The organism is Roseimicrobium sp. ORNL1 (assembly GCF_011044495.1).
Taxonomy (GTDB): Bacteria; Verrucomicrobiota; Verrucomicrobiia; order Verrucomicrobiales; family Verrucomicrobiaceae; genus Roseimicrobium.
The window spans coordinates 2,676,175-2,700,630 of the sequence record NZ_CP049143.1 but is presented as its reverse complement, the minus strand read 5'-3'; the positions used below and the strand labels follow the sequence as shown (position 1 = coordinate 2,700,630).

Sequence of the window (24,456 nt, the reverse complement as noted above, 5' to 3'; positions counted from 1 at the left end):
TTGTAGACGGGGCCACGTTTCAACGGCGGCTAAAGCACGCCGCTCCTTGGGGTGGCATCCTCATCTACCGTCGCAAGGCGATGGAGGCCTCACCGCACTCAAAAGCCAGAAGACTTGCGCCGCCACTCACTCCGCACTCGCGTTCAGAAGCAGGGGGCCGACCTCGACCGTTCCGTCGCTCAATACGGCAAAGGGATTTGGCCCAGCACACTCGATGACGTACGCGCAGCCCTTCCGGGAGCCAGTCTGCTCTTCCGGGGTGAGGATGCGGCATCTCGCCCAGCTGGGGATGCGAAAAGGTCCCTGCATCTCAATGATCTCTTCCAACGTGCAGCCTGGCTGCTCGCGTCTCTGCTCGTTGATGAACACGGCCCACTCGATCATCGCCAGATGCTGCCGGTAGCTCGCGCGATAGGAACCCTCCTCTTTCCGCCAGCTCACGATGGAGTACGCAAACAAGCACACCTGGACTATGATGATGCACAACATCACTCGAAGCCCAAGTCCGGGTTTCCTGCCAAGTGTCGTCATGATGATGCCGTGCGGATGGTCTACCTCTTGTTTGTTTTGGAAGAAGACGGTTCCGTAAGGTCGATCGCATCTACGGTGATGTCCTTCCACGGACCCTTCGGTTTCTTCTTTTCCATGACCCCATAGAACGTGCTCCCGTTGCTGAGTACCGTGAAGGGTCTTGGCACAGGGCATTCGACGACAAAATGGCAGTCGCTGTCTTCGACTCGCTCCTCCGGGGTCAGCACCCGGCTGGTGACGCGGGGCGGAATGGCAAAGGGCACTGGCATCTTGAGGATCTCTTCCAGTGCCAGGTCTGGTCTGCGCAGTCTCGTTTCGTTGATGAATGCCGCCCACTGGAGCATGGGGACACGCTCAAGATAGTTTTGCTTGGAGTCGGCTTCGATCTCCTGAAATGTTCCCACGACGTATAATCCCACAAGTGTCAGCACGAAGATGACGGCCACAAGCGCACAGCCCGGTCTTTCTTTGGTTCCCTCCATGAATATCGGCTTTAGCAGCTGAGGATACCCAGCGGCAGGGGGCGGAGCAAGAGAAGGCTCAAGGGGGGATGGTGAAGGGGAAGGAATGGCCGCAAAAGAACGCAAAGAACACAAAAGGGTGGAGCTGCCGGTAGTATGCGGCGCTGCATGCGAGAGGCGGGGTGGATAGAATATCAGGGGTTGGGGGACGAGGCGTTCCCCCTCCTTGGGCATGATGCGATGTGATGGAGGATGGTAAAGGAGAAGGAATGGCCGCAAAAAGACGCAAAAAACACAAAAGATGAATGCCTGGTAAACGGCGCGATCATCGTGCGCGCAGTTCTAACCATGCTCCCCTTTGCTGCTTCGTTGCTTTGCTGCTTTGCGTTTCAACCAATGCATCTGGAAACCCACGAGCCACCGTCGCACCGCTTACCGCTTACCGCTTACCGTCCCCCTACCCTACCGCCTTATCCATCAGATTCTTCGTGATGCGCTGCACTCTGGCATCGGGTCCATGAGGCCTGCTCCAGTGGGACCAGGGGAGCATGTGGCCGGGAGGGTGGCTGAGGCCCTGGCACCAGAAGATGGTGGAGGCATTGAAGACGAAGTTGCCCTTCGGTCCGGGGTAGATGGTGGCGGTCCAGTTGGAGGGATTGGTGCCGCCCTGCCACGCGGTGCCTGCAGCGACGACTTCGAGGCCTTCAATAGCCGGTGGGTCGCCGTGATACTCCCAGCCGATAAGGCCGGGGATGGCGTCTCCTTTTTTCATGCCGGTGCCTTTGAAGATCCAGTGGTCCGGCTTTTCACAGATCCAGTCGCCGCCGCCATTCACGGGGCGGATGTTTCGTGAGCCCATGAGGTAGCCTTCATCCGGGCCGCGCTCGGGGAAGGGTCCATGATCCTTGGCACGCTCGACGGCCCACTGGTGCTCGCCACCATACGGACCGCCGCGGAACATGATGCGATTTTCACGTCCATCGAAGCCTGGTCGCAATGGCGTGACCCAGCAGACGGAGTTTCCAGAGAAGAACATCACGTTCACACCCGCATCGCGCAGGGCGACGACGCTCTTGTATTGATCGATGTGCCAGTACTCATCATGCCCCACGCTGAGGAAGGCCTTGCACTTCAGCGCGCGGTCGGGCGTGCGCAGGTCCACATTGGAGCAGTAGGTGACATCATAACCCTCCTGCTCCAGCCAGTAGGCCATGGGGAACTCAAAGCAGAGCCACTCGCCGGAGCCGATGGATTGCGGGTTCTCATAGATCTGCGCGTACTTCGCATACGGGCGGTCATAACTGACATCGGCCCACGGTCCCTGGTTCCCTTTTGGATGCGTGTAGATGGAATACTTATCCGGCCAGCGGTTGTAGGCCTGCCAGGTGTTATCACTGCACTGCACGAGGATATCCGCGGGGCGGTCGTCCTTTACGATGAAGACGACGTAGCTCTGCCAGTACGGGCCGCTCTCCGGACGTGTGGTGAGGCGACCGAGATACACGCCGCTCACCCAGTCCTCGGGAATCTTCACCGAGGTGCAGGCTTCCCAGCGGCACTCGTGCAATTGTTTTTCTCCCATGGCAGGCGTCTCTTGCGTCTTCCCCTCGAAGGGGCCGAGCTTCGTCATGAGCCGCGCGCCGCGTCCGCCGTAGTAGCCGGTGCGGAAGATTTCGATTTCGAACTTCGCTGCGGGTTTGGTGCTGACGAAGATGTCGATGGATTCGCCGGCCTTGACGGATTGTTTTGAGCAATAGCCCTCGATGAACGAGGAGCGGAAGCCTGCGGTGCTATCCAGCCGCACGCGAGTGAGCTGCCAGTCGAGCGAGCCTTCACGCGCGTTTTCCTGGGCGATGAGGTTGGATTTCTTGGAAGAGGTGGCGACGGATGATGATTTGCCTTCTGCGGCAGCAACCGGTTGGGAAGCATCACGCAACAAGGCGGACGCGACGGCGCCGGTGGAGGTGGCCTTGAGGAAACGTCGACGATTCGGCTTCATGGCACAGGTACGTAGAAAGCGGGCCGCCTTTGCGTGAGGTTAGAAAAGTCGCAGTCCTTGCGAGGAAGATGGGAGGGTGAGCGGTAGGCGGCGGCGGCGCTGCGTGATTTCAACACGGAGACGCAGAGACACAGAGCCACAGAGGAGAGAAAAGGAATTGGGGGTGGCAGTGGTTGGCAGGATATTCGTACCTGCCAATGTTTATGAAATTGCCGGCGTCCTCACCGGGGCATTGTCACGCTTCACTTCGCGTGAGAGGTAACCGCGGGTTGCCGTGAGGGGCCAAAGTGTCCGCTCTGGCCATTGCTGAGCACCACCCAATTGCCATGGTCGAGGCACTCCACGATCACATCCGCCTCCTGATTGTTTCGCTTGCGCTCCTCTTCCGTACGGACGCGACAGGTGATGCCCTTGGGGATGGAAACCCACCACGGCCGCATTTCGAAAATCTCCTCCAGTGGAAGCCCTGGTTCACGCCGCCTCATGTCACTGATGAAGAGCGCGAACTCCAGCATCGCCTTTTCACGCGTCGCCCTTTCACGCGACTCCGCGACTCCACCCAAGTAGGAGCTGGCGAGCATCGCGCTGAAAAACAGAAAGACCGAAACGAGAAGGAAATTGAGAAAGCGAGCCATGCCAGCTTTTGGGAGGAATTAGATGCGGCATCTTACTTGAACTTCGTTTCCCCTGTCACTTCGTAAATAAGCTGTCGGTAGGTGTCACGAGGGTGCCGAGGGCTTGCAGTCGGGCGCACCGGGCTGCATTGGTTTAGACGCAAAGCAGCGAAAGCAGCAGAGCAACAAAGAGGAGAATGGCTAAAACTGCGCTGCGTCCGGTGAACAGAAGCGCGTGGCATCACTGTGAAGGGAGAATACACACGAATGATCCAGATGCTGTGACGCGCAGCGTCCTTGGACTGCGTGCAGCCTGCTGCCGCTTTCTAGAGTCCACAGCCTGCTGTGGCGATGGCGACTCTCGCTCGTAAGGTAACGCACTCAGGAAAGCTTGGCGACTTCGTCGCAGTGGAACGTGCAGCAGGCTGCCGCAGTCCAAGGCCTCCGGCACCAGCTTCCACTCCCCCACCCTTCTTCCTCTTTGCTGCTCTGCTGCTTTCGCTGCTTACGACCAAATCCATCACGCTAAACCACACCATATCACACCGCACGTCTCCGACAGTCCCACCGTCGCACTGCTTACTGTCGTACCGCTTACCGTCGCACTGCTCACTCCGCCGAGCAATCCTCCCCTTCCAGTTCCACATCCACCGTGATGTGCTCGAAGTCCTGCTCCCTCAGCAGCCTGTGCACGTGGCGTTTGGCTTCCACGATTTCCTCCCGCGTGGTGCCAGGCTGCATCACGAGATGCGTTGAGAGCACATGATGCTCGCCATCGACGGTCCAGGTCTGGGTGAGGTGCGCATTGAGTACGCCGGGGAATTCGCACAGCCTGCGCTCGAATGCGGCGACATCGAACCCCGCCGGCGCGCGCTGCAGGAAGACCATGGCGACCTGGCGGAGATTGCGGATGACATTCCACAAGATGAAGACGGAGATGGCCAGGGAGAGCAGCGGGTCGATGATGGGCACATCCCACACGGTCATGATGGCACTGCCGATGAGCACGGCGATCCAACCAAGGGTGTCCTCCACCAGATGCCAGCCTGCGACTTTCTCATTGAGTGAATGGCTGTGGCGCAGCTTCCATGCTGCCGCGCCATTGAAGAGCACGCCGATGACGGCGAGCATCATCATGCCCTGCGCGTGCACGGGTTCCGGGTTGCTCAGGCGATGCACGGCCTGCCAGCCCATGTAGCCCACACCCACGGAGAGCAGCACGCCGGAAATGAGCGCGCCGAGGGAGGAGAAACGGCGGTAGCCGTAGGTGAAGCGTGCGTCCGCGCTCTTCACGGAAAGGCGCTGGAGATAGAGCGCGAGGGCGAGCGTGAGGGAATCTCCCGCGTCATGCAGCGCATCGCTCAGGATGGCGATGCTGTTTGTCCAAAGACCACCCGCGATCTCGATGCCGGTGAAGGCGAGGTTGAGGAGGAAGGCGGTGAGGAGATTGGAGGAAAGGGCGTGGGTGTGTGAATGCGAATGAGAGTGACTGTGGGACTGCGAAGGCTCATGAGCGTGAGCGTGCGATTGCTCGTGCGACTGGGTTTCAGGTTCGTGGCTCATGAGGGGACCTCTGCTTTCAGCTGCCGATGTTCATATCATGATACGCGACAGGACGTGTGATCGAGAGTGAATCGTTTATGGTGTGGCATGTGATGCGTGTGAGCGGTGGAAGCCGGCAGGAGGGTGCTGGGTGGGGCATGCTGCGTGGGATTCAACACAGAGACACAGAGACGCAGAGGAACTTCGGAGACTGAGAATGCGAGTGCGAAAGACTGAATTCGAAGTCCGAGTTCACGTGCCGGATGATGCAGGCTCGGAACTAACCAAGAACCAAGAACCAATCCCGATTTTCTCAGTTTCAGTCTCCGAAGTTTCCTCTGTGTCTCTGTGTTGAATCCACTGCACACGAACACACCCGCTCTAATCCTTCGGCCAGCCCAGAAACACGGAGAGATGCGGCGCGATCTCGGTCGCTTCGAAGGGAAGGGTGTCGGTGACGCACTCATAGACCGGTGGGTCTTCCGTACCGGGGCGGATCCAGTATTCGAGTCCCTCGGCGCTGCCGAAGCAGAGCATGGTCTCGCTGGTGGTGGGATGCCTGCGAATGGCATTCTGGTCTGGCAGGTGGAGGCCGAAGATGAGGTAGAGCTCCTCATCATTGTCGAGTCCCTTGGGATGAATCGCCCACTCCTTCCTATGCCACTCGCTGCCGGGTTGCAGCATGGCCTTGTAGGCAGCGGGCAGGGTGCAGCCGAGCTGGGATTCCAGGGTCTCGAAGTCGAGGTTTTTCCACGCTCGCAGCTCGGCTTCGGCGGCGGCGATGTCCTGTTCCTCGGTGGAGAATCCTTTTCTTGTGAAGCAGGTCCGTACGAAAATCACCCCAGCGCCGAAGAGCATGGCTCCCAGGGCGACGCCTCCCACCGCCGCGGCGGTATTGGCCAATCCCTCGAACTTCACGAATTCGCGCACACTCACAAACATGGAAGCCCCGCCAAATCCCAGGAACAGCGCAGCGAACACGAGCAGCCAGAAGCCGATGAACAGGCGCCAGAAGATATTGGCAGCGCCTTTCTTCTTCCGCCAGTTGAGGTAGCCCACCAATTCGATGGCATAGAGCACGCCAAGGGCGGGACCGATGAGGATCACATAGATGCCAGCGGTCCAACCGATGACACCGGCCAAGAGTCCTGGTTCCTCTTTCCTGCCCTCAAGGTATCTCAAGAAAACATAGCCGCCGACGATGCACACGAACCACAGCAGGGCGGTAACGCCACACCCGCGCATGGTCCGAAGCCCCTCACTATGCCCGCCCTGGCGCACGAGGGTGGCGACATCTTCCTCTGCGAGCGCCTCCGGGTTCTCCGGGTTGCGCTCGTCTTTGGGGGAGAGGTCGTGCGAGGCCATGGGTTTTTTTCGACCCTGGATTCTAACGTAGCCGGAGGTGCGTGCACGCAGATTCAACTAAATGGCTGCTGTGATGATGATGGACGATTGCAGATGACGGAGCGTGTTGCGTCTTGGAGTGCGGTGACGAGCTTGGGATGCTGGGTTCCACGAACGTTCAGCGGTGCATCAGGACTCTATTCCTTCGTTCAATGCGGTGTCGCGGCCTCAAGGGAGGCCTGTGCCACCGCACTCCAAGACGCAAAGCGAATTGGTACCATAACTGGGCACGCTCCGCTTTATCTCCCTGCTGGTACCAATCACGAGCAGCAAGCAGTGAACGGTGAGCAGCAGATGGAAAAATAAAACTACGAACTACGAACTACGAACTACGAACTACGAACTACGAACTACGAACTACTCCCCCCACCCCCTCTTCGGCCAGCTGAGAAACACGGAGAGACTTGGGGCGATTTCTTCGATGTTGTCGGGTCCGGAGTCTTTGGAAAAAAGAAATACAGGAGGGTCTTCGCTGCCGGGCTTCAGGAAATACACACCAAACTCCGCTCGCGCAAAGCACAGCACTGTTTCGCCGGTGATGGGATGCTTCTCCAATGCTTTGGGATGCGGAGGCAGGAGCATGAGCACGTCGTAAAGTTCCTCGTCTTCGTTTTCGAGTCCCTTGGGACACAGCATCCAGCTCTTCTCGCGCCACTCGCTGCCGGGTTGCAGCATCGCTTTGTAAGCGGGAGGCAGAGTACAACCCAGCTGCTGCTCCAGCGTGACGAAATCAAGCGCGTCCCATGCATGCTTCCATGCGTCCGCGATGGCCGTGTCCACCTCTTCCGAGGATTCCGTCTTTCTCCTGAGGGCGAGCCATCCGAGGAACCAGCCCACGCCTCCGCATGCCAAGCCGAGGAAGGTCGTCTGCACAATCTCCGCAGTCTCCCTCTCGCGGAACAAACCATAGATCGCCTCGATCAAATTCAGCAGGCCGAACGCGAGGAACAATGCGGCAAACAGCAGCCACCAGAATCCCAGGAAAAGCCGCCACCACCTCGTGCCGGGGTACTGCTTCTTCCGCCAGTTCAAGTAGCTTCCGGCCTCAATGCCGTAGAGCACACCGAAGGCGGGGGCCCCGAAGAAGAGAAAAAGCATGGCAGACCCGGCGCTGACCATCTCCCACGTCCTCCCCTTCTCCATGTCCGGTTGGACGACGGCCAGGAACACGATCGCGGCAATCCACAGCAGCGCGGTGATGCCGCAGCCACGCAGGGACTTGCGTCCCCGGTGATGCTTTGCTTCCACCGCAGCATGGACGAGGCCTGCTGCGGTGTCATGCTTGTCTTCCGGTGTTGGAGACTCGCTTAATCCCACTTCCCACTCTTTACGAAGCGGAGGATGCGTTCCTTGTCACCCTTTGCGGCCCACACCACGCGCAGGAAGTCAGCGGCGTGCAGTTTGTGCTTCTCAAGAAAGGCGCGGTCACCGCCGCAGCCGTACATGGTGTCATCATCCATCTCGCCGCGGAGTTTGGCCTCGGCCTTGGCGATGATGCGGGGCAGCCAGGGGATGCCGTCCAGTTCCTCGGGCTTGGGAGGTAGGGAGCTCTGGGGCACGACCTTGGTGCTGGGCACGCCCTTCTGCTCCACGAGGAAGTAGTCGCGGCGCACGGCGGCCACAAGGAGCGCGGTCTCAGGCGTGGGCTCATCGCCCTCGGCGCTGCAGCAGTCCTCCACGTAGTCGAAAATCTCACGCGGCTTCGCGCCGATGGAGTTCAGGTAGGCGAGGTCCTCCTCATCGAACCAGGCGGCATAGTCCTTGTTGTCGTCTTCGTATTCATCACAGCAGCTTACGAAAAGCTCGCCGAACTGGGAGGCCCAGTGAAAGGAGTTGGACATGGGATTGGGAAAAGTGGAGGTGGGAGGGGGTCTTGAGGTCTGCAAATGCCTACGCACCGCATGGAGAATGTGGTTGCGTCAGACACGGAAAACGCATGATAGGGACATCCGCCGAAGCGTCAAACGACCATCGCCGCGCATCCGCCTCTTCCCCTGCACCTTTTTTGCCAATTCCGCGCCTCTCCTCTTCATGACTGACTCTGCATCATCGCCCGCACCTGCCAGTACCGCCGCCAGCCTGTGGCAGCGCCTGCGGGGGCGCTTCGGCACCCCGGGACTGGTGCTGCTGGGGCTGATGCTCGCGCTCTTGATCGGCGCGGTGGTGTACACGGTGGAAGGTGAGAAGCCCTGGGGCCGCACCGTGGAGCGCCGGAAGGCGAAGCAGGAACCACTGCAGCCCAAGGAGTATGCCATCATCGGCTCATGGTGGGCCGCGGTGGTGAATGCCGGGATGCTCACGCTGCTGCTGGGCACGGCGGGCAAGTGGATGCCGCGTCCATCTTCGTCTTCATCGTCATCATCTTCTTCTCCCTCGTCGACGACGGCGTCCTCGGATTCTTCTGAGACATCGTCTGCACCGTCCTCGTCCTCCCCTTCCCCCACCCCACAGCCCTCCACCTCCAAATCTACCGCGCCGCCTGACATTCTGCGCGGTGCCTTGCGACCGATTACCTATCTGCTGCTCATCCTCGCGCTCGCGGTGGGCGCGTGGGAGCGCTGGCCAAAGATGCACCACAGCCTGTGGAATGATGAAGAATACGCGGTGCGGAAGTTCGCCCACGGCGAGTGGAGGCAGGAGAAGAAGAAGGAAAAGGAGAAAGAGAAGGACGCGAGTGGCAAGAGCAGCAGCAGCAGCATTGTGGCCGCCGGCACTGGCGAGTGGAAGTTCGAGCCGGTGACGTGGGTGGATACGCTCTGGGAAGCGCGCAATGGAAACAACCATGTGCTGAGCTCGCTGACGATGCGGCTGAGCCTGGAGGCGTGGCGCGTCACGACGGGAGCGCCGCGTGATACGTTTGCCGAGTATGTGGTGCGGATGCCTTCGTACATCGCCGCACTCATCACGATATTGATGATCTTCCTCCTGGGAAAGGAGATAGGCTCGCCGCTGGCGGGGCTCGGGGGTGCGTGGCTGCTGGCGCTGCACCCGTGGCACATCCGCTACTCCGCGGAGGCGCGCGGCTACTCCATGATGATGTGCTTCCTCGCGCTGAGCCTGTATGGACTGCTGCTGGCACTGCGCACGAACAAGCTGCGCTGGTGGCTGCTCTTCGCCGGGGGTGAGGCGCTCTACTTGATGAGCTTCCCCGGTTCGCTGGTGGTGGCGGCGTTTGTGAATCTCTTCGTGCTCGTCGAGCTCATCTGCCGTGGCGGGTGGAAGAAGGTGGGCACGCTCATCGCGATGAATCTGCTGGGCGCGGTGATCGTGCTGCAGCTCATGCTGCCGGTCATTCCGCAGATCCTGCTTTTCCTGAAGGAGCCGCAGCCGAACTACGTGACGGATGTGTGGCAGTGGTATCGCGACCTGGGCTCGGTGCTCGTGTTTGGCTGGCCGTATGAGAATTTCTTCCCGGACACGCATCGTGGCACGGACTGGCTGCATGAGCATCAGGAACTCTTCTTCACGGGCATCGCCGCCCCCGTCGTGCTGCTGCTGCTCGCTGTCGTCTCACTGCTCGGGGCTACGCTGCGGAACATGGCCTCGCGTGTGGTCATCACCGCGCCGGTGGTGGCGGGTGTGGTCATCTGCCTGATGAATGTGCAGCCGGGCAAGCCGATGACGGTGTGGTATCTCCTCTTCCTCCTCATCCCCGGTGTGCTCGCGCTGCCGCTGATGCTGCAGGAGGCAGCGCAGGTGGTGAAGTGGAGATGGACACCCCTCGTGGCCGTGCTGTGGCTCGTGCTCCGCTTTGATACGGCCACGGCGCATTCGCGTGCAGTGATTCGCTTGGCCGACCGCCAGCCGGTGCGTGAGGTGGTGCAGCTGATCCGCTCGCAATCTCCGGATGCCATGACGGCGACCTTCGGCGTGAGTGATCGGCAGAGTGCCATCTATGATCCACGGGTGCGCATTCTGGAAAGCGCCGCCGATTTGGAACGCGTGATCGCGGACAGCCAGGCTGCGGGAAAGGCGCTGTATGTTTTTTATTGCAGCGACCAGCACAGCAAGCCGCGCGTGCCGGAAGTGTATGCGCGCGTGGTGGAGTTGCCGTCAGGCGAGTTCGAGCGCGTGGGCGTGCTGCCGGGGACGGAGGAACTGTTTAGTTATCGGGTGTATCGGAGGCGGTAGGGGGGGAATTGGGATTTATGATTTTCGATTGGTGAATTTTGATTTTTGATTTGGGGTTGGGTTGAGTGACCGGCATTGAGCGTGGCCACTGGTCAAGGAGTGGGGGCATTCCTGCCCCCATTTTTGGATTCACAGGGTGGCTGTCTTGGAAATTGCCAGGGCGTGGAAGGGATGCCGTCGGCGGGGATTACCCGATTGCATGCTGTCACCCACCATGGGGGCAGGAATGCCCCCACTCCTTGAAGGCTGGCGACACTGCGAAGGGCAATGCAAAATGAGAAGTGAAAAATGAAAAGTGCAAAGTGTGACTGAAGCGCACTCTACTTTTCACTTTTCACTTTTCACTTCTCATTTTGCATTCCGGTTTGGGGGGCTGCGGTTTTTGTATCGTCTCGTGAGTTCTTTCGTGAACAGCGTTCTGAGTGAGCCCCAAGACGTGCCACCTTGCGCGTAGCGCCTTGGAGTGCGCGTGCGAAGCACCGCTTTGGGGTGTGGCTCACATAGGCCGAATGCACCGCATATCTACCCCGGACTCGCCTCCAACTCCTTCACCTGGTTCGCGGTTTTGCAGTCAGGGAGATGGTAATGCCGTGGAGACGTTTCAAAGCGGTGCTTCGCACACGCACTCCAAGGCGATTGCACTGCGGAAAGGCAATGCAAAATGAGAAATGAAAAATGAAAAGTGCAAAATGGTGTGAGCATCAGTCCCACTTTTCATTTTTCATTTTGCATTTTTCATTTCTCATTTCTCATTTCTCATTCTGACTTGAGTCACGCGGTCTGCTTCACATACCTCACATGGATTTCCATCCCCGCGCCACCACCAACTCAACCTTCCCCAGGGCCAGCGACAGATACCGGTGATCGAGATTGCCGGCATGCAGATCACACAGGCGATGACGGTCGCGGCAGATGAAGGTGAGGCGCACGCGATCGGGGTTGAGTTGCAGGAGAGTGGCGGGGACATGGCACTCGAAGATTTCCTCGTGCGGCGGCTCGGGAGCGCGACGACGTTGATGCTCCACAGGAATGCCATTCACCTGAATCTGCAGGAGATCGAGGGCTAGAGCGGAGATGTGAAAGGGGAAGGTGCAGGTGAGGTGACTGTCGCGCAGGGCTGGCGGACGCAGATCAATCCAGGCGTGGTCGGCGACGCCCATCCAGCAGATCCATGCGCCATGGGCACGTTCGCGCGGATACCATCCATAGCCATGCACGGGCTGCGCGGGGGTGAAGCTGGAGGCATCGGAAAGATGGCGGAAGGACGAGGGCGCCGGCACTGAGGAGTGCGACAGACCCGACGCAGCATGCATCTCGCGCAGGTGTATGTTGAAGAGGGCCTCGGCATACCGGTAGAGCCGCACATCCAGCATATTCCATGACATGAGGGTTTCCAGCCCGTCGCCGTCCACCTGTTCCTTCGCGAGACGATCGCGGGTAACGTTCTGATGAAGCACGGGACCAAGTCCCTCCCAGCCGAGGCGGTGCTCAAGGAGGGCGATGGATTCCGGCACGCGCTCCATGAGGCCGATGACATCACAGGCCCCCAGATTCCGCAGCGCCTGGGCGAGGTGGGATTCATCCAAGTCGCCGGCGACCACTTCATCCAGCAACTGGCGGGTCTGCACATTGGAGAGGTGGGCCTTTGCCAGGGCGGGCTCACGCTGGAGAAACTCTCCCAGCGTGCCACACTCCCGCGCCCGGGTGAGGAATGCCACCCGCTCCGCATACTCCTCCGCGGAGAGCTCGGCCTTCAGCTCATCCAGCTTCGCTTGATCATGCCCCTGGAAAAAAGTGTAGGCAGAGAGCGCGCGGGAGAAGGGCTGGCGCAGCATGGTGAAGACTGCGGGCCGCTGGCGGAACTGCTGGATGTAACCGTAGTGCACGTGACCCGTGACGAGCGGGTGCACCTCCGGACTGCGCGAGGCATTCTCCGGGACATGCGCGAGGAAGAAGGGCGCGTCTGCCGCAGGGAAGCGATTGATGAAGATGTCCCGCAGGGAGACGCCGGCGGTTTTGCGGATGTGAAGAAAAAAGAGTGACGGGGCAGAAGCAGCGGATGCGGGAGCTGGCGTGGGCTCTGCCTTGTCCCGGCGCCAGGTGAGGCTGCGCACGGCGAGCCCGAGGGCACGCGGATCCTGCGGCGCTTCATACGAAGTGCAGACCCAACCGAGGCGCTGGAGTCCGCGCGAGGGGGACTTCACCCGGATGTCATAGCCGTCGCCACGCCACTCCAGATTCTCCTGCGGGATGGGCTCTTCATTCAAATAGAAGCGCACCCGTGGAGTCACCTCCAGCGGGAGCCAGCGCAGGTGGATGCGGTAGCCAGCCTTCTGCAAGGGCAGCTCCACATACGCGGCGGGTTCGGACCAGCGCAGAGTCTCGCCAAGCGAGGGTGCAGGCTCGCCGAGATGAAAGCCCACCCCCGCAGGCGCAGTGGAGAGGCCGGGGAAGCGGAGCTGGTGGCGCCACATTTCAGGCGTGCCCTTCCTGCTGGAGGTCTTCAGCTCCTCACGCCGGGCCCAGCGACGGAGGAAGTGGCCGCGACGCAGCGCCACAAGATGACTCCAGCACGCGTGATACGCCTGCATGGCGCGGTCACGATTTCCCCGCCGCAGATGCCAGCGCAGGGCAAGCTCCGTACGCCAGCGGCCGAGCCACGCGGGGAGGATGATGCGCCACGCTCCGAGCAGGGAACACGCATACCAGCGGAGGCTTGCAGTGAAAAGATTCCTGCGTCGCGTGCTCTCACTCTTGGTCGTGCTCTTGCTCGCGTCTGCCTCCGCATCAGCCTGTGGTGATGATGATGGCAACGGTGGCAGTGGTGCCTGCTTCTCGAAACCCAGCTCGCGCCACAGCAGGCGTGCCATGTGCCGTGCGGCGCTGCGGCGGTAGTGCTGGCGGGCGCTCCACTCGGGCACCTCTTCGAACAGGGGGAGCTCGGGGCCCGCGGGGGTCTGCGAGAGGTAGAGCATGTGGCCATCCGCAAAGTCCTCGGTGAACTCAATCCACTCGGGCAGCTCTCCAATGTAGTAGTGATGCAGGCGCGCCTCTGGCACGTAGCCGATGCGGTAGCCGCGCTGGTAGAGCCGGGCCGCGAGCAGCCACTCGGCGAAATGGCCGTACTGCGACTCGAACCCGCCGGCGGCGAAGTACGCGCGCCTCTGAATGACGAAGCACTGGTCCAGCACCTTCCTCCAGGGATGGGTGAGCATGCCGAACTGGATGTCCTGATCATACAGGTCCGCCTCGATCTGCGAGAGCAGGTTGTGCGTGATGGGCACGGAGCGGCAACTGAACCCGGCCCACAAGGGATGCGCGCGCATCTCACGCTCCGCGACCTCCAGCACATCTGCCTCGGGATAGACGTGGGACTCGGTGAAGAACAACACCTCTCCCACCGCCTCACGCGCGGCGACCTCACACAGGGCGATGTCATGCCGCTGCGGAAAAACAAGAAGATGGTCATGCGCACGCAATTGCTCTCGCAGGCGGTGGCGCTCCTGCTCCGGAAAGCCCTCGGGACAGGCGACGACGACCTCGAACTGCTCCTGCGGAAAGGTCTGGTCCGCACACCAGGCCTGGAGGCACTTCTCCGCCTGGCCGCGGTGGAATTCGAGCGGGATGATGACGGAGAACTTCGGCCTCGCCGCTGCGGATGTGGGCACGGGCACGGGCGCAGATGCAGATCTGGGCACAGAAGCAGACTGGGGGATGTCGCCCGGGCGAGGCACGGCCACGGGCTCAGAGGGGTCGGACTGAGCCATGCAGGATTCGTTTTTGGGGGTATGGCATGGTCCCCATGATTGAGGGGAGTGTCAAGGTTGTGCGTTCGGTGGGTGGAAGGGGCAACGCGGGGTTATTGGGGGGGGGTGGAGGGTCCCGGATGCTGACGCGCAGCGTCCCTGGACTGCGTGCAGCCTGCTGCCGCTTTCCCTCAGTGCAGCCTGCTGCACGCCACACCGCGACGAAGTCGCCAAGCTTTTCCGAACGCGCTACCCTGCGGGTGAATATGACCATCGCCACAGCAGGCTGTGGACTCTTCAAAGCGGCAGCAGGCTGCCGCAGTCCAAGGACGCTACGCGTCAGCTTCGGGATGGCAGCGAGACGCGCCCATTATATTCACGCTTCATTGTCCCACCTGTCACGCTGTGATGACGAATGTACAAACATGGAGTATAACAACCCGAACACGACAACGATGAACACGCGCTCCTTATCCTCCGCTGCAGCAATGCTCCTCTTTGCCGTATCCGTTGGCACCACTCCCCTCCCCCTGCACGCTCAAGCGCAAGAGGCTTCAGAGGAGCAAAGCGAGCGTGGGTTCAAGCTCATGAATGCGGAGTCGCTCGGCGGGCTGAAGCTGGAGATGAGCGCGAAGGACATCATCGCCCTGCTGGGCAAGCCGGAGAAGATGGGCAAGGACACCGAGTGGGAGGCGCTGGGCGAGTATGTGCAGCAGTGGTCCTGGCCGAAGTCCGGTCTCGTGGCGGAGATGGTTTCTGAGAAGAAGGGCGGCAGCAAGCGCGTGCTCATGTTCACCGCAAAGACACCGTGGGATCCGGCGAAGAAAACGTCCAAGGACATCGGCCTCGGCAGCACGGAGGCGGAGGTGCGCAAGGCGTACGGCAGCTACGAGGACAAGGAGTCGAGCAAGGCGGGGAGCGTCTTCATCGCCGGCACCGTGTACGGCGGGCTCCAGTTCGAGTTCACCAAGGGGAAGGTCACTTCGATCTTTTTCGGTGCATCTGCTGAGTGACGTGCAGTGCGGCGGTCTTCCGCAGGGTGGAGTGGCTCTGCGAATGCACCCGGAGCGCGGCCAGTTCATCCCGCAGGGAGATGACGCTGCCCTCCAGCCCTTCCACCTTGCCCCGCAGGCTCAGGATCTCGCTGTGGAGCTCGGCATTCTCTGAGAGGAGCGCGGACTTCTCCCCCTCGAGGGCAGAGATCTGCGCCTGGAGACCGGCGATTTCGGAGTCCTGATGCTCGAACTCACTCAGCGCCGGGTTCTCCGGCAGGGCCTCCAGGGCGGCGTTCACTGCGTTGACGTTTTGCACGTCCTGCTGGTGGAGCAGGGCATTCTGGCGGCGGACATCTTCCTCCAGCTGCCGGGCCTCCTCCGCCTGCATGCGGGCGCGGGCCTCGCGGACGGTTTCTCCATGGGAGGCTTCCCTGCTCTGCGCAGCCGCAGCCGCGGAGCGTCGCTCCTTCGCTTCGGTGGCCATTTTGCCGAGCTTCAAGGCCCACGTGTCCTTGTCCATAATGGCGCGATGCTCGCGTGGACAAAGCGGGGCGTCAACGGGAACTTCGTGACAGCCACGGTGTGGGGGAAAAATACTACCTGGGAATAAGTGTCCTTTCGTATTTTTGCCTCGGTTTTGTCAGACTTCTCCTACGCGCTCACCCTCTTGCTCTTGCTCTTGCTCGTCCCTCGCCTTTTCCCCTTTCTCGGGAAGCCCGGAGGGCCTGCGAATCCCCGCGTCCGGCTGGTAACCCGCTCCGGCTGACGTTCGACCCGCTGGTGGGTGGAGAAACGCAAAGCAGCAAAAGCAGCAAAGAAGCTCCACGGAGGTTAGGCCTTCCGGCCTGACAGTGGGCGTTGGGTCTTCCGACCCGACTGCAGCAGTGCGCACACACCACTCGTTCTTCACGCAGAAGGGACGCTTCCGGTTAACCGCAAAGGGGCAGAGGGGCGAAGGACGCAGAGGAGGAGTGGGTTGGCTGCCATGATAGCGCGACGTGGAGAGAGGTGGTGCACCTCGACGCAAAGGAGGCGGAGAGGCTCAGGTCTCGCGGTGGGTGAAGTCGACCTGCATGGGGTTTGTCGCAAAGCAGCGAAGCAGCAAAAGCAGCAAAGAGTGTGAGGTGATACGAAAACAGGGCCGCAGCACAAATCCACGGAGGTTAGGCGTCCCCGCCTGACAGCGGTCGTTAGGCCTCTGGCCTGACGGTGGCTGCAGCGTGTACATTCGTTCTTCGCATAGGAAGGTCGATTCCGGTTCACCGCAGAGAGCGCGGAGGATGCGTCATCGACCCTGGGGTCAGCATGAGAAATGGAATGGCACGCGGGATGCAGCAGGTTATTCCTCATCCCTCACCCAAAGCGGTGCTTCGCACGCGCACTCCAAGGCGCTGCGCGCAAGGTGGTGGGTGGCGGAGTGATTTCCCAAGGCGATCGCGAAGCCATCTCACGAGACGTATCGCTTCGTTAAACGTCTCGTGACACCATCCGCGCGGGCTCATGCAGTGCTGATCCAGGCCATACCACCTTGCGCGCAGCGCCTTGGAGTGCGTGTGCGAAGCACTGCCTTGGGCTGTGGCTCAGAACAAATCGAATGCGTCCCTTACCCACCCCGGACTCTCCTTGGTCTCCGTCACTGGCTCGCCACTCTTCGCACTGGTGAGCACGTCGATTGCCTTGTCCAAGCGGAGAACGCATTTATTTTTTTATCGACACGCTCGCTTGGCATGGTAAATGCCGCGCACTCAGCATTTTGTCCGTTGTATGCCCCGCCAAGCACAATCTACGTCCGCCGGTGACCAAACACTGAAGGCTTCTCTCTTTCGCCACAAGCTCGCGCTCATTCTGGTGACGTGCTTCAGCTCCCTGCTCGTGGTCTACATTGTCGCCATGCTCTTGAGTCTCTTCAATCCTGGCTTCGAACCAGACTTGACTCCCGTCGAACGTTTTAAAGCAGCAAGTCACTCCTTCATTTCGGACCTTTTGCCGAACATTGCTTCATCGCTGCTCGCGGCAATAGCGTCGACGTTCATCGCCATCTTTGTTTTCAACAAGCTCCAAGATGACCTCACCGCAGACAGGATAGCATCGAAACTCAAGGAGTCCGATGTGTTTGACGAGATTGCAAACAACCTGGCCAGAAGGGATCAAGGCGGCATCCTGAGGGTCATCAACCCCAAGACTGATGACAATTTTTTAAGGAGTGTCGCCAAACGCATCTCTGCCGCAAAGAAAGGCAGCGAAGTGGTGATCGTGGATAACTGGCTGTGTGCCGATGACAACGATGTGTCCAAGGACTTCGTAACGCAGGTAGGGAAGGCTCTTGCAAAAGGGGTGGCGGTTACGTTCATCCTGATGCACCCCAATTCACCGCTGGTGAGAAGACGCGAACTGGATATCAGGAATGTGCGGGAAAACATCCATAATTCGATGAACGTGCTCACCGATATTTGCACAGCCTGGCACGCCGAATCCAAGCAGCGCAACGAACCAGTCAACACCAAGCTGCTGTCGGTGTACTGCCTGGACACCTATCTTTCACTGCAGATCTTCTATATCCCGGGGGCCAGCTATCTCGGTTTTTATACGCCCGTCGGCATCGCACTGGAGACCCCTCAGCTTGAGATTGCCCCCAGCAGCCTCGTGCATTCCATGCTGGACAGCTACGTCGCGCGCCTGAAGGTTTTGTGCAGCAGGCCTCAGGACGGGGTATCCATCTGCGTGAAATTGCCCGGATGCGATGTTCCGGTCGCCCCTTCTGTCACGCCTGAACAATTGTATCACCACATCCTGCCCTCACAACTGGGGGATGCTTCACGTCTTCTGGAAAAGTGTCTCACAGCCACCAAACTGCCCCAGCTGCAGCTTGGCTCACCTATGGATGAACTTTTCGCGAAATTGAACCGTAACGAGTTGATGGCGCTCAAGAGCGGCATCGATCGATTTCTCATCGGCCTGGAGACTCATGAGCATGCCTCAGACATCCATCCCGCCGCACCTCAAAGCAGTGATCTGTTTGCCCTGGGAAACCAAATCAAGCTCATAGGATTCCACGCCACGAGAAAAGAAGGACGTATTGCCCTGTCGCAACACTCTTATAATCTGCGCATTTCCGCAGCAGAGATCCCTGGCACGGATGCATCCGTTCGCGGCACCTACATGGAGGAGGCAGCAGTGGTGCCTTACACGATGACTGCCACCGGACATCTCGCCAGTGGGAAGATCGCCCTTATAGGCAGGCACGATGATGAATCCTCTCTTACGCTTATCTACAATCACAAGGAGAAGCGCACGATGTGGGGGATTCATGTGTTCCTTGATTTCGACAACAAGGCCACGTGCGCTCCCATCGTAGTTTCCTACACGAAACCGGGAGAAAAGGAGCTGACTGCGCTTGAGGCCTGCAAGCTGCTCAAAGAGCGTGAACCGAAGGACGAAAGGGTAACCGAGCGCAACTGGCTGGTTCCTGATGATGTGCTTTTGGCCTCGCTCCTGGTACCCGGTGAGTAAGGTCCGCCACCGCCGCAGGCTGAACCTCTGGCTTCTCAGGATTCATTGCAGGAGCAGGAGCAGGATGTCTGGGGGCGAGCACGAGGAACAGGAGCAAGAGCGAGTAGCGGGCGGGCTCCCACCGTCAGGCCGGAGGCCTAACGACCGCTGTCAGGCGGGGACGCCTAACCTCCATCAGCTTCTCTGCTGCTTGGCTGCTTTGCGATGAAAACCCATGCCGGCAAATTTCACCCAGCACGCGTCCTGTGCGTCTCTGCCTCCTTGGCGTCGAGGTGCACCACCTCTCTCCGCCATGCACCACCATGGCAGCCATACCCTCCTGCTTCTTTGCGTCCTTTGCCCCTCTGCCCCTTTGCGGTTAACCGGAGTCGTCCCTTCTGCGTGAAGAGCGAGTGGTGTGTATGCGCCGGTGCTGTCGGGTCGGAAGACCCAACGCCCACTGTCAGGCCGGAAGGCCTAACCTCCGTGAAGCTTCTCTGCTGCTTTTGCTGCTTCGCTGCTTTGCGATGAAACCCCATGCAGGTCGTCTCCACCCACCACGAGTCCTGTGCGTCTCTGCCTCCTTTGCGTCAAGGTGCACCACCTCTCTCCGCCATGCACCACCATGACAGCCATACCCGCCTGCTTCTTTGCGTCCTTTGCCCCTCTGCCCCTTGGCGGTTAACCGGAAGCGGTCCTTCTGCGTGAAGAGCGAGTGGTGCGGGCTGTTGCTGTTGCTGGTCAGGCGAGACGCCTAACATCCGCTGTCAGGCGGGGACGCCTAACCTCCGTGATTGGTGCTGCGCTCTTTGGCGCTTCATCACACACACACTCTCTCTGCTGCTTGGCTGCTTTGCGTTTTTCTTCTTCAAGCGGGTGGAACGTCAGGCCGGTGCAGGTGGCGATGGCGGACGCGGGGAGTCGAAGGGCCTCCGGGCTTCCCGATAAGGATTACAGATTTCAGATTTGAGATTGGAAATCGGCGGTCGCGAGGTGAGCAAGAGCAAGAGTGCGGGGAGGATGGGGAGTGACGGAAGTTCTCCGTGCGAGTTGGGTGGAGGTGTGTATGGTGTACTCTCCTCCCCTGCCCTACCCAACCTCCCCTACCAGGGTGACGCCATGCTGAATCTCTACGATGCGGTGCGCAATAATCCGAGCTACAGCAAGCTCGTGATCGGGGACTTCCTGTTTGCAGAGTACACGTGCGGCTCGAACCTGAAGATGCTGCCGAACTGGACGGAGACGGATTACTTTGTCCATGTGGTCACCGGGAAGAAGACATGGCATACGCCGGATGGGGTGTGGAAGGTGGAGCCGGGAGAGACGGTGTTCTTCAAGAAGGGGGCGACGATCTCGGAGCAGCACTTCGAGGTGGAGGTGTGCCTGCTAATGGTCTTCATCCCGGATGCGCTGATGCGCAGCACGGTGCGGGAGGTGATGGAGTCGCTGAACCTTGGCACGAAGGATTGCCCGCCGACGAAGGTGGCGCTGCGTGTGGAGGGTGATGTGGCGCTGGCGGCGCTCTTCCAGTCCATGCGCGTGTACCTGGCGGCGATGGAGAAGCCGCCGGAGCCGCTGGTGCGACTGAAGCTGAAGGAGCTGGTCATGAGCGTGCTCACGAGCGGCACGAATGCGGAGCTGGCGGCGTATCTCTGCCAGATGAGCTCCAGCGATGCGCCGTCGATTGGAGAAATCATGGAGGCAAACTTCCGCTACAATCTCTCGCTGGAGGAGTATGCGAAGCTGTGCCACCGGAGCCTGTCTTCCTTCAAGCGGGAGTTCCAGGCGCACTTCAATGAGTCACCGGGCAAGTGGCTGCTGCAGCGCCGGCTGGAGCATGCGGCGGGGCTGCTGCGTCTCTCGAAGATGAACATCACGGAGGTGGCGCTGGAGAGTGGGTTCGAGCATGTGTCGCACTTCAGCCGCGTGTTCAAGGAAAGGTTCGGTGCAGCACCGGTGTCGTATCGGCAGGAGAAGGGCGAGGTGCAGGTGCGGGATAGCTCGGTGACGGCGTGAGGTGGTATGTGGCAGAGGGATGGGTGTGTTCTCGTGCAGTGAGTTCAACACAGAGACACAGAGACGCAGAGGAACTTCGGAGACTGAGACTGAGAATGAGGTGCAACGCATTTTTGGACCAGCGAGTGTCTTAGTTTAGGTTTCTGGATTGGGTCTCAAACTGATTGGGGGTGAGGTAACCGATGGCGGAGTGCTTGCGCTGGTTGTTGTAGTAGCCCTCGATGTACTCAAAGAGTTCCAGTCGTGCATCGGTGAGGTCTTCAAAGCGGCCTCCTTGAAGCATCTCGCGCTTGAGGGTACCCATGAAGGACTCTGTCCACGCATTGTCATAGGGGTTGGCTCGCCCCGACATGCTCTGGCGCAGGCCGGCACGCGTGAGCACGGAACGGAAGGCCGTGCTGCCATACTGGCTGCCCCGGTCGCTGTGGAAGACAATGCCGCTGGCTTTGGGATGGGTTTGCAGGGCTTGTTCCAAGGCGTGGACGACGAGTTCTGCACGCATGTGTGACGCCAGACTCCAGCCCACAATGCGACGCGAGCCCAAATCCATGACCACGGCCAGATAGAGCCAGTTTGCCGTAGTGGGAATGAAGGTGATGTCTGCGACCCAGGCCTCGCCGGGCTTCTGCGGCACAGGCTGCTGGGCCAACAGATTGGCAGAGGGACGGTCTGCCCGGCCATCGCTGGTTTTGGGCAGGTAGTTCTTGGGTTGGATGGCCTTGAGGCCCCGTGTTTTGAGGATGCGGCGCAGCTTGGAGGGTGCACACACGATGCCATGGTCGCGCAGTTCCTCATGGATCCTGCGGTAGCCATAGCGGTGCCGGTTGCGTTTGAAGATCTCCTCGATGAGTTCACCCAGACGAGCGTCTTGCTCATGGCTGGAGGCAGACTTCGCCACATGGTAAAAGCTGCTGCGGGGCAGCTCCAGGACGTCGCAGATCTTGCGCACACTCCCACCGGTCTGGCGCTGGAGTTGCAGGATCATTTCGCGGGTTTGGACGGTTGTGGCGTGCCCAGGATGACAGCGGCTTTTTTTAAAATGTCGTTCTCCAGACGCAGGTTGGCGATTTCACGCCGCAGCCGGTGCAGCTCGTTGGCTTCGCCCTCCTCGCCTCCGGCTCGGAGGTCTGCGCCTACGAGCTGCACCGGCTGCCTTTGGGACCGGGTCCAACGGTAAAGGATGCCAGTGCCAATGCCGAGTTCTTCAGCCACCTCGGACACACTCTTGCCCATGCGGACCAACTCCACGGCATGGGTTTTAAAATCACTGCTGTAACGCTTTTTTCGGGTCACGGTACTCATACGGCTTGTCTCTTATCCCGTGGTCCAAGAAATTAGCGCACCTCAGAAAGCCGGGCACGGTTCTTGGTTGGGCCTGGGCCTGCATCATTCGGCACGCGATCCCCAGACTTCGGATTCAGCCATCCGCACTCGCATTCTCAGTCTCCGAAGTTCCTCTGCGTCTCTGTGTTTGATTCGTCCTTCGTCCTCACCCTTCGGGCTGCTGCGCAGTCGTCTCGCTCCGCTCGGCGCTGTGTTGAATCCCATGCAGCCTGCTGCCCCAGGGTGATGTCTTTCGGCCAGCCACCTCCACTCTGAACTCCACAGTCAACAGACTGGGCTGCATGGCAAAGCAGGCGGCGGGGGTTTTGGGTATCTTGTCTACGGTTAGATAAACCAGAGAACAAGTATGCAAACACAGACACTCGCACCTACTCAGCAGAATTCATCCACAGCTCCTTCCGACACACCGGTGGCTCCGGATCTGGGGGGCATCAAGGCGAAGCAGAAGGCGACTTGGGAATCGGGGGACTTTGGTGAAATCGCCCGCTCCATCGAGAACTTCGCGGAGCAGTTCATGAAGCGCCAGCCGCTGCGCCCGGGGGCGCGGGTGCTGGACGTGGCGTGCGGCACGGGGAACCTGGCGGTCATCGCCGCGAAGAAGGGCTGCCTGGTCCAGGGCATCGACATCGCTTCGAACCTCATCATGCAGGCGCGCCATCGGGCGGCGGCGGAGGGGCTGAGCATCCTCTTCGAAGAGGGGGACGCGGAGGCGCTGCCGTATCGTGACGCCAGCTTTGACCTCGTGGTGAGCATGTTTGGGGTGATGTTCACCCCGCAACCGGCGAAGATAGCCGCGGAGCTGCGTCGCGTGACGCGGCCGGGCGGGCAGATCGCGCTGGCGAACTGGACGCCGGAGGGCTTCATCGGGAAGATGTTCGGCGTGTTCAAGGCGCATCTGCCTCCTCCGCCGGCGGGTGTCCCCTCGCCCATGGAGTGGGGCATGGAGCCGGTGGTGCAGACGCGCCTGCGCCAGGGATTTACGAATGTGCGGTTCACCCGTGAGGTGGCCTGCATGCGCTATCCCTTCCCGCCGGCGGAGACGGTGGAGTACTTCCGCAAGTACTACGGCCCGACGCTGAAGGCCTTTGAGTCGCTGCCGGCGACGCGCCAGGAGGCGCTGCGCAAGGACCTGGTGGAGTTGCAGACGCGGTACAACATCGCCGTGGACCCCGGCACCACGGAGGTGGCCGCGGAGTACCTGGAGGTGACGGCGACGCGGGTGTGAGCCGTCCACCCGTCATATCATTTCAAAATATCTCCTATCAATTATTATCTAATCCTATCATACCATGTACCAGCAGAAGAACCTGACGAAGATCAAGAAGATGGAAGAGCTCGCCCCGGAGGCGATGAAGGCTTTCTGGGCCTTTGACAAACTGGCGGTGGCCGAGGGTGCCATCCCGGTGAAGTACAAGGAGCTCATCGCCGTGGCCGTGGCGGTGACGACGCAGTGCCCCTACTGCATCGAGATCCACAGCGCGAATGCAAAGAAAGCAGGCGCGACGGAAACGGAACTGACGGAGGCGACGATCGTGGCGGCTGCGCTGCGTGCAGGTGGCGCGATCACGCATGCGACTCATGCGCTGGATGCGTAGGGACGGAGTCCCTTTGTGCATATCCCCGCGCGAAACACCATCTCGATGGGCAACCCAGCGAGGTGGTGTGATGTCGCTCACCCCACGTGCGGCGACGCTGGCATCGCCTTCGGGATGCTTTGATTCTTCTCTCTTATACCAGGATGAGTTGAAAACAGGTCTTGAAACGCGACGAACTTACCCAGGGTGTTGCGGCAGGCCCAAGGAGCGGGAACGCCTCGTTCCCGTCAGCGGCCACCATGCTTGGCGACGTTGCGGGCCGAATACCGCTGTGTTCAAACGCGTGCTTCGACGGATGCACGCCACAATCCTTTTCACCCACGGGAACGAGGCGTTCCCGCTCCTTGGGCCTGTGCCATGTCCGTGTTCCATGGATGCACTTGTCGCATGAACCACTCAAAGCAGCCCGACGTCCTTCATATAAAGACTCGGCTTCAACGTTCCTTGGTATTATCCGGTGGTGTCGCTTCGCTCAACCACCGGATCATGGAGGAAAAAGATGCACCGTCCCGGATGGGACGGCGGAAGAGGTGGCGAGGGTATTTTCCTCGTGACAGGAGACTATGGCGCTCTTCCGGCGTCCCATCCG

General features: G+C 60.2%; 18 protein-coding genes. 6 read left to right on the top strand and 12 right to left on the bottom strand.

Annotated features, from left to right (window positions below):
* Positions 1 to 126 precede the first annotated feature (126 nt).
* The 8 genes from G5S37_RS11005 to G5S37_RS10970 form a co-directional block, all read right to left on the bottom strand.
* On the bottom strand, positions 127 to 441 hold the full coding sequence (locus G5S37_RS11005) for a hypothetical protein (protein ID WP_206026390.1): 315 nt from the start codon (positions 439 to 441) through the stop codon (positions 127 to 129).
* A gap of 110 nt (positions 442 to 551) precedes the next feature.
* Positions 552 to 1,013: a hypothetical protein gene (locus G5S37_RS11000; RefSeq protein ID WP_165203670.1), complete on the bottom strand. Its 462-nt coding sequence runs from the start codon at positions 1,011 to 1,013 to the stop codon at positions 552 to 554.
* A gap of 436 nt (positions 1,014 to 1,449) precedes the next feature.
* Entirely contained in the window at positions 1,450 to 2,991 is a 1,542-nt protein-coding gene (locus G5S37_RS10995; protein WP_165203668.1) for a N,N-dimethylformamidase beta subunit family domain-containing protein, read from the bottom strand.
* 242 nt (positions 2,992 to 3,233) lie between these two features.
* A complete protein-coding gene (locus G5S37_RS10990; RefSeq protein WP_165203666.1) occupies positions 3,234 to 3,626 on the bottom strand; it encodes a hypothetical protein in 393 nt (130 codons plus the stop codon).
* A gap of 588 nt (positions 3,627 to 4,214) precedes the next feature.
* On the bottom strand, positions 4,215 to 5,168 hold the full coding sequence (locus G5S37_RS10985; protein ID WP_165203664.1) for a cation diffusion facilitator family transporter: 954 nt from the start codon (positions 5,166 to 5,168) through the stop codon (positions 4,215 to 4,217).
* 360 nt (positions 5,169 to 5,528) lie between these two features.
* Positions 5,529 to 6,512 carry an SMI1/KNR4 family protein gene (locus tag G5S37_RS10980; RefSeq protein WP_165203662.1) on the bottom strand — a complete coding sequence of 328 codons (984 nt, stop codon included), beginning with the start codon at positions 6,510 to 6,512 and terminating at the stop codon, positions 5,529 to 5,531.
* Between the two features lie 396 nt (positions 6,513 to 6,908).
* Positions 6,909 to 7,868, bottom strand: coding sequence for an SMI1/KNR4 family protein (locus tag G5S37_RS10975; RefSeq protein WP_165203660.1), 960 nt, complete (start codon positions 7,866 to 7,868; stop codon positions 6,909 to 6,911).
* Positions 7,859 to 8,392, bottom strand: coding sequence for a hypothetical protein (locus tag G5S37_RS10970; RefSeq protein WP_165203658.1), 534 nt, complete (start codon positions 8,390 to 8,392; stop codon positions 7,859 to 7,861). Before G5S37_RS10970 ends, G5S37_RS10975 begins: the two co-directional genes overlap by 10 nt.
* Before the next feature lie 190 nt (positions 8,393 to 8,582).
* On the opposite strand from G5S37_RS10970, the gene G5S37_RS10965 reads away from it, so the two are divergent.
* On the top strand, positions 8,583 to 10,682 hold the full coding sequence (locus G5S37_RS10965; RefSeq protein WP_165203656.1) for a glycosyltransferase family 39 protein: 2,100 nt from the start codon (positions 8,583 to 8,585) through the stop codon (positions 10,680 to 10,682).
* A 794-nt stretch (positions 10,683 to 11,476) separates the two neighbouring features.
* On the opposite strand, the gene G5S37_RS10960 is transcribed toward G5S37_RS10965, so the two are convergent.
* A complete protein-coding gene (locus G5S37_RS10960) occupies positions 11,477 to 14,350 on the bottom strand; it encodes a sulfotransferase family 2 domain-containing protein (RefSeq protein WP_165203654.1) in 2,874 nt (957 codons plus the stop codon).
* 533 nt (positions 14,351 to 14,883) lie between these two features.
* Between G5S37_RS10960 and G5S37_RS10955 the strand changes: the two genes are divergently transcribed.
* Positions 14,884 to 15,441: a hypothetical protein gene (locus tag G5S37_RS10955; protein ID WP_165203652.1), complete on the top strand. Its 558-nt coding sequence runs from the start codon at positions 14,884 to 14,886 to the stop codon at positions 15,439 to 15,441.
* Here the strand turns inward: G5S37_RS10955 and G5S37_RS10950 are convergent.
* Positions 15,407 to 15,943: a hypothetical protein gene (locus G5S37_RS10950; protein WP_165203650.1), complete on the bottom strand. Its 537-nt coding sequence runs from the start codon at positions 15,941 to 15,943 to the stop codon at positions 15,407 to 15,409. The genes G5S37_RS10955 and G5S37_RS10950 overlap by 35 nt on opposite strands.
* Positions 15,944 to 17,187: 1,244 nt before the next feature.
* Here G5S37_RS10950 and G5S37_RS10945 point away from each other — a divergent pair.
* Positions 17,188 to 18,933, top strand: a complete 1,746-nt coding sequence (locus G5S37_RS10945; protein WP_165203648.1) for a hypothetical protein — start codon at positions 17,188 to 17,190, stop codon at positions 18,931 to 18,933.
* Positions 18,934 to 19,878: 945 nt separating this feature from the next.
* A complete protein-coding gene (locus G5S37_RS10940) occupies positions 19,879 to 20,928 on the top strand; it encodes an AraC family transcriptional regulator (RefSeq protein WP_165203646.1) in 1,050 nt (349 codons plus the stop codon).
* A 130-nt stretch (positions 20,929 to 21,058) separates the two neighbouring features.
* Here the strand turns inward: G5S37_RS10940 and G5S37_RS10935 are convergent, their stop codons facing one another.
* Positions 21,059 to 21,913, bottom strand: a complete 855-nt coding sequence (locus G5S37_RS10935) for an IS3 family transposase (protein ID WP_165200235.1) — start codon at positions 21,911 to 21,913, stop codon at positions 21,059 to 21,061.
* Complete coding sequence (locus G5S37_RS10930; protein ID WP_165200233.1) at positions 21,910 to 22,230, bottom strand: transposase; 321 nt, start codon at positions 22,228 to 22,230, stop codon at positions 21,910 to 21,912. Before G5S37_RS10930 ends, G5S37_RS10935 begins: the two co-directional genes overlap by 4 nt.
* A gap of 388 nt (positions 22,231 to 22,618) precedes the next feature.
* On the opposite strand from G5S37_RS10930, the gene G5S37_RS10925 reads away from it, so the two are divergent.
* Both G5S37_RS10925 and G5S37_RS10920 read left to right on the top strand, forming a co-directional pair.
* Positions 22,619 to 23,497 carry a class I SAM-dependent methyltransferase gene (locus G5S37_RS10925; protein WP_165203644.1) on the top strand — a complete coding sequence of 293 codons (879 nt, stop codon included), beginning with the start codon at positions 22,619 to 22,621 and terminating at the stop codon, positions 23,495 to 23,497.
* 64 nt (positions 23,498 to 23,561) lie between these two features.
* On the top strand, positions 23,562 to 23,867 hold the full coding sequence (locus G5S37_RS10920) for a carboxymuconolactone decarboxylase family protein (RefSeq protein WP_165203642.1): 306 nt from the start codon (positions 23,562 to 23,564) through the stop codon (positions 23,865 to 23,867).
* The last annotated feature ends 589 nt before the right edge of the window (positions 23,868 to 24,456 follow it).

Bases quoted from the DNA above. Each gene is read 5' to 3' on its own strand.
- G5S37_RS11000 (WP_165203670.1), bottom strand. From the start codon at position 1,013: ATGGAGGGAACCAAAGAAAGACCGGGCTGTGCGCTTGTGGCCGTCATC.
- G5S37_RS10995 (WP_165203668.1), bottom strand. From the start codon at position 2,991: ATGAAGCCGAATCGTCGACGTTTCCTCAAGGCCACCTCCACCGGCGCC.
- G5S37_RS10990 (WP_165203666.1), bottom strand. From the start codon at position 3,626: ATGGCTCGCTTTCTCAATTTCCTTCTCGTTTCGGTCTTTCTGTTTTTC.
- G5S37_RS10985 (WP_165203664.1), bottom strand. From the start codon at position 5,168: ATGAGCCACGAACCTGAAACCCAGTCGCACGAGCAATCGCACGCTCAC.
- G5S37_RS10980 (WP_165203662.1), bottom strand. From the start codon at position 6,512: ATGGCCTCGCACGACCTCTCCCCCAAAGACGAGCGCAACCCGGAGAAC.
- G5S37_RS10970 (WP_165203658.1), bottom strand. From the start codon at position 8,392: ATGTCCAACTCCTTTCACTGGGCCTCCCAGTTCGGCGAGCTTTTCGTA.
- G5S37_RS10965 (WP_165203656.1), top strand. From the start codon at position 8,583: ATGACTGACTCTGCATCATCGCCCGCACCTGCCAGTACCGCCGCCAGC.
- G5S37_RS10955 (WP_165203652.1), top strand. From the start codon at position 14,884: ATGAACACGCGCTCCTTATCCTCCGCTGCAGCAATGCTCCTCTTTGCC.
- G5S37_RS10950 (WP_165203650.1), bottom strand. From the start codon at position 15,943: ATGGACAAGGACACGTGGGCCTTGAAGCTCGGCAAAATGGCCACCGAA.
- G5S37_RS10945 (WP_165203648.1), top strand. From the start codon at position 17,188: ATGCCCCGCCAAGCACAATCTACGTCCGCCGGTGACCAAACACTGAAG.
- G5S37_RS10935 (WP_165200235.1), bottom strand. From the start codon at position 21,913: ATGATCCTGCAACTCCAGCGCCAGACCGGTGGGAGTGTGCGCAAGATC.
- G5S37_RS10930 (WP_165200233.1), bottom strand. From the start codon at position 22,230: ATGAGTACCGTGACCCGAAAAAAGCGTTACAGCAGTGATTTTAAAACC.
- G5S37_RS10925 (WP_165203644.1), top strand. From the start codon at position 22,619: ATGCAAACACAGACACTCGCACCTACTCAGCAGAATTCATCCACAGCT.
- G5S37_RS10920 (WP_165203642.1), top strand. From the start codon at position 23,562: ATGTACCAGCAGAAGAACCTGACGAAGATCAAGAAGATGGAAGAGCTC.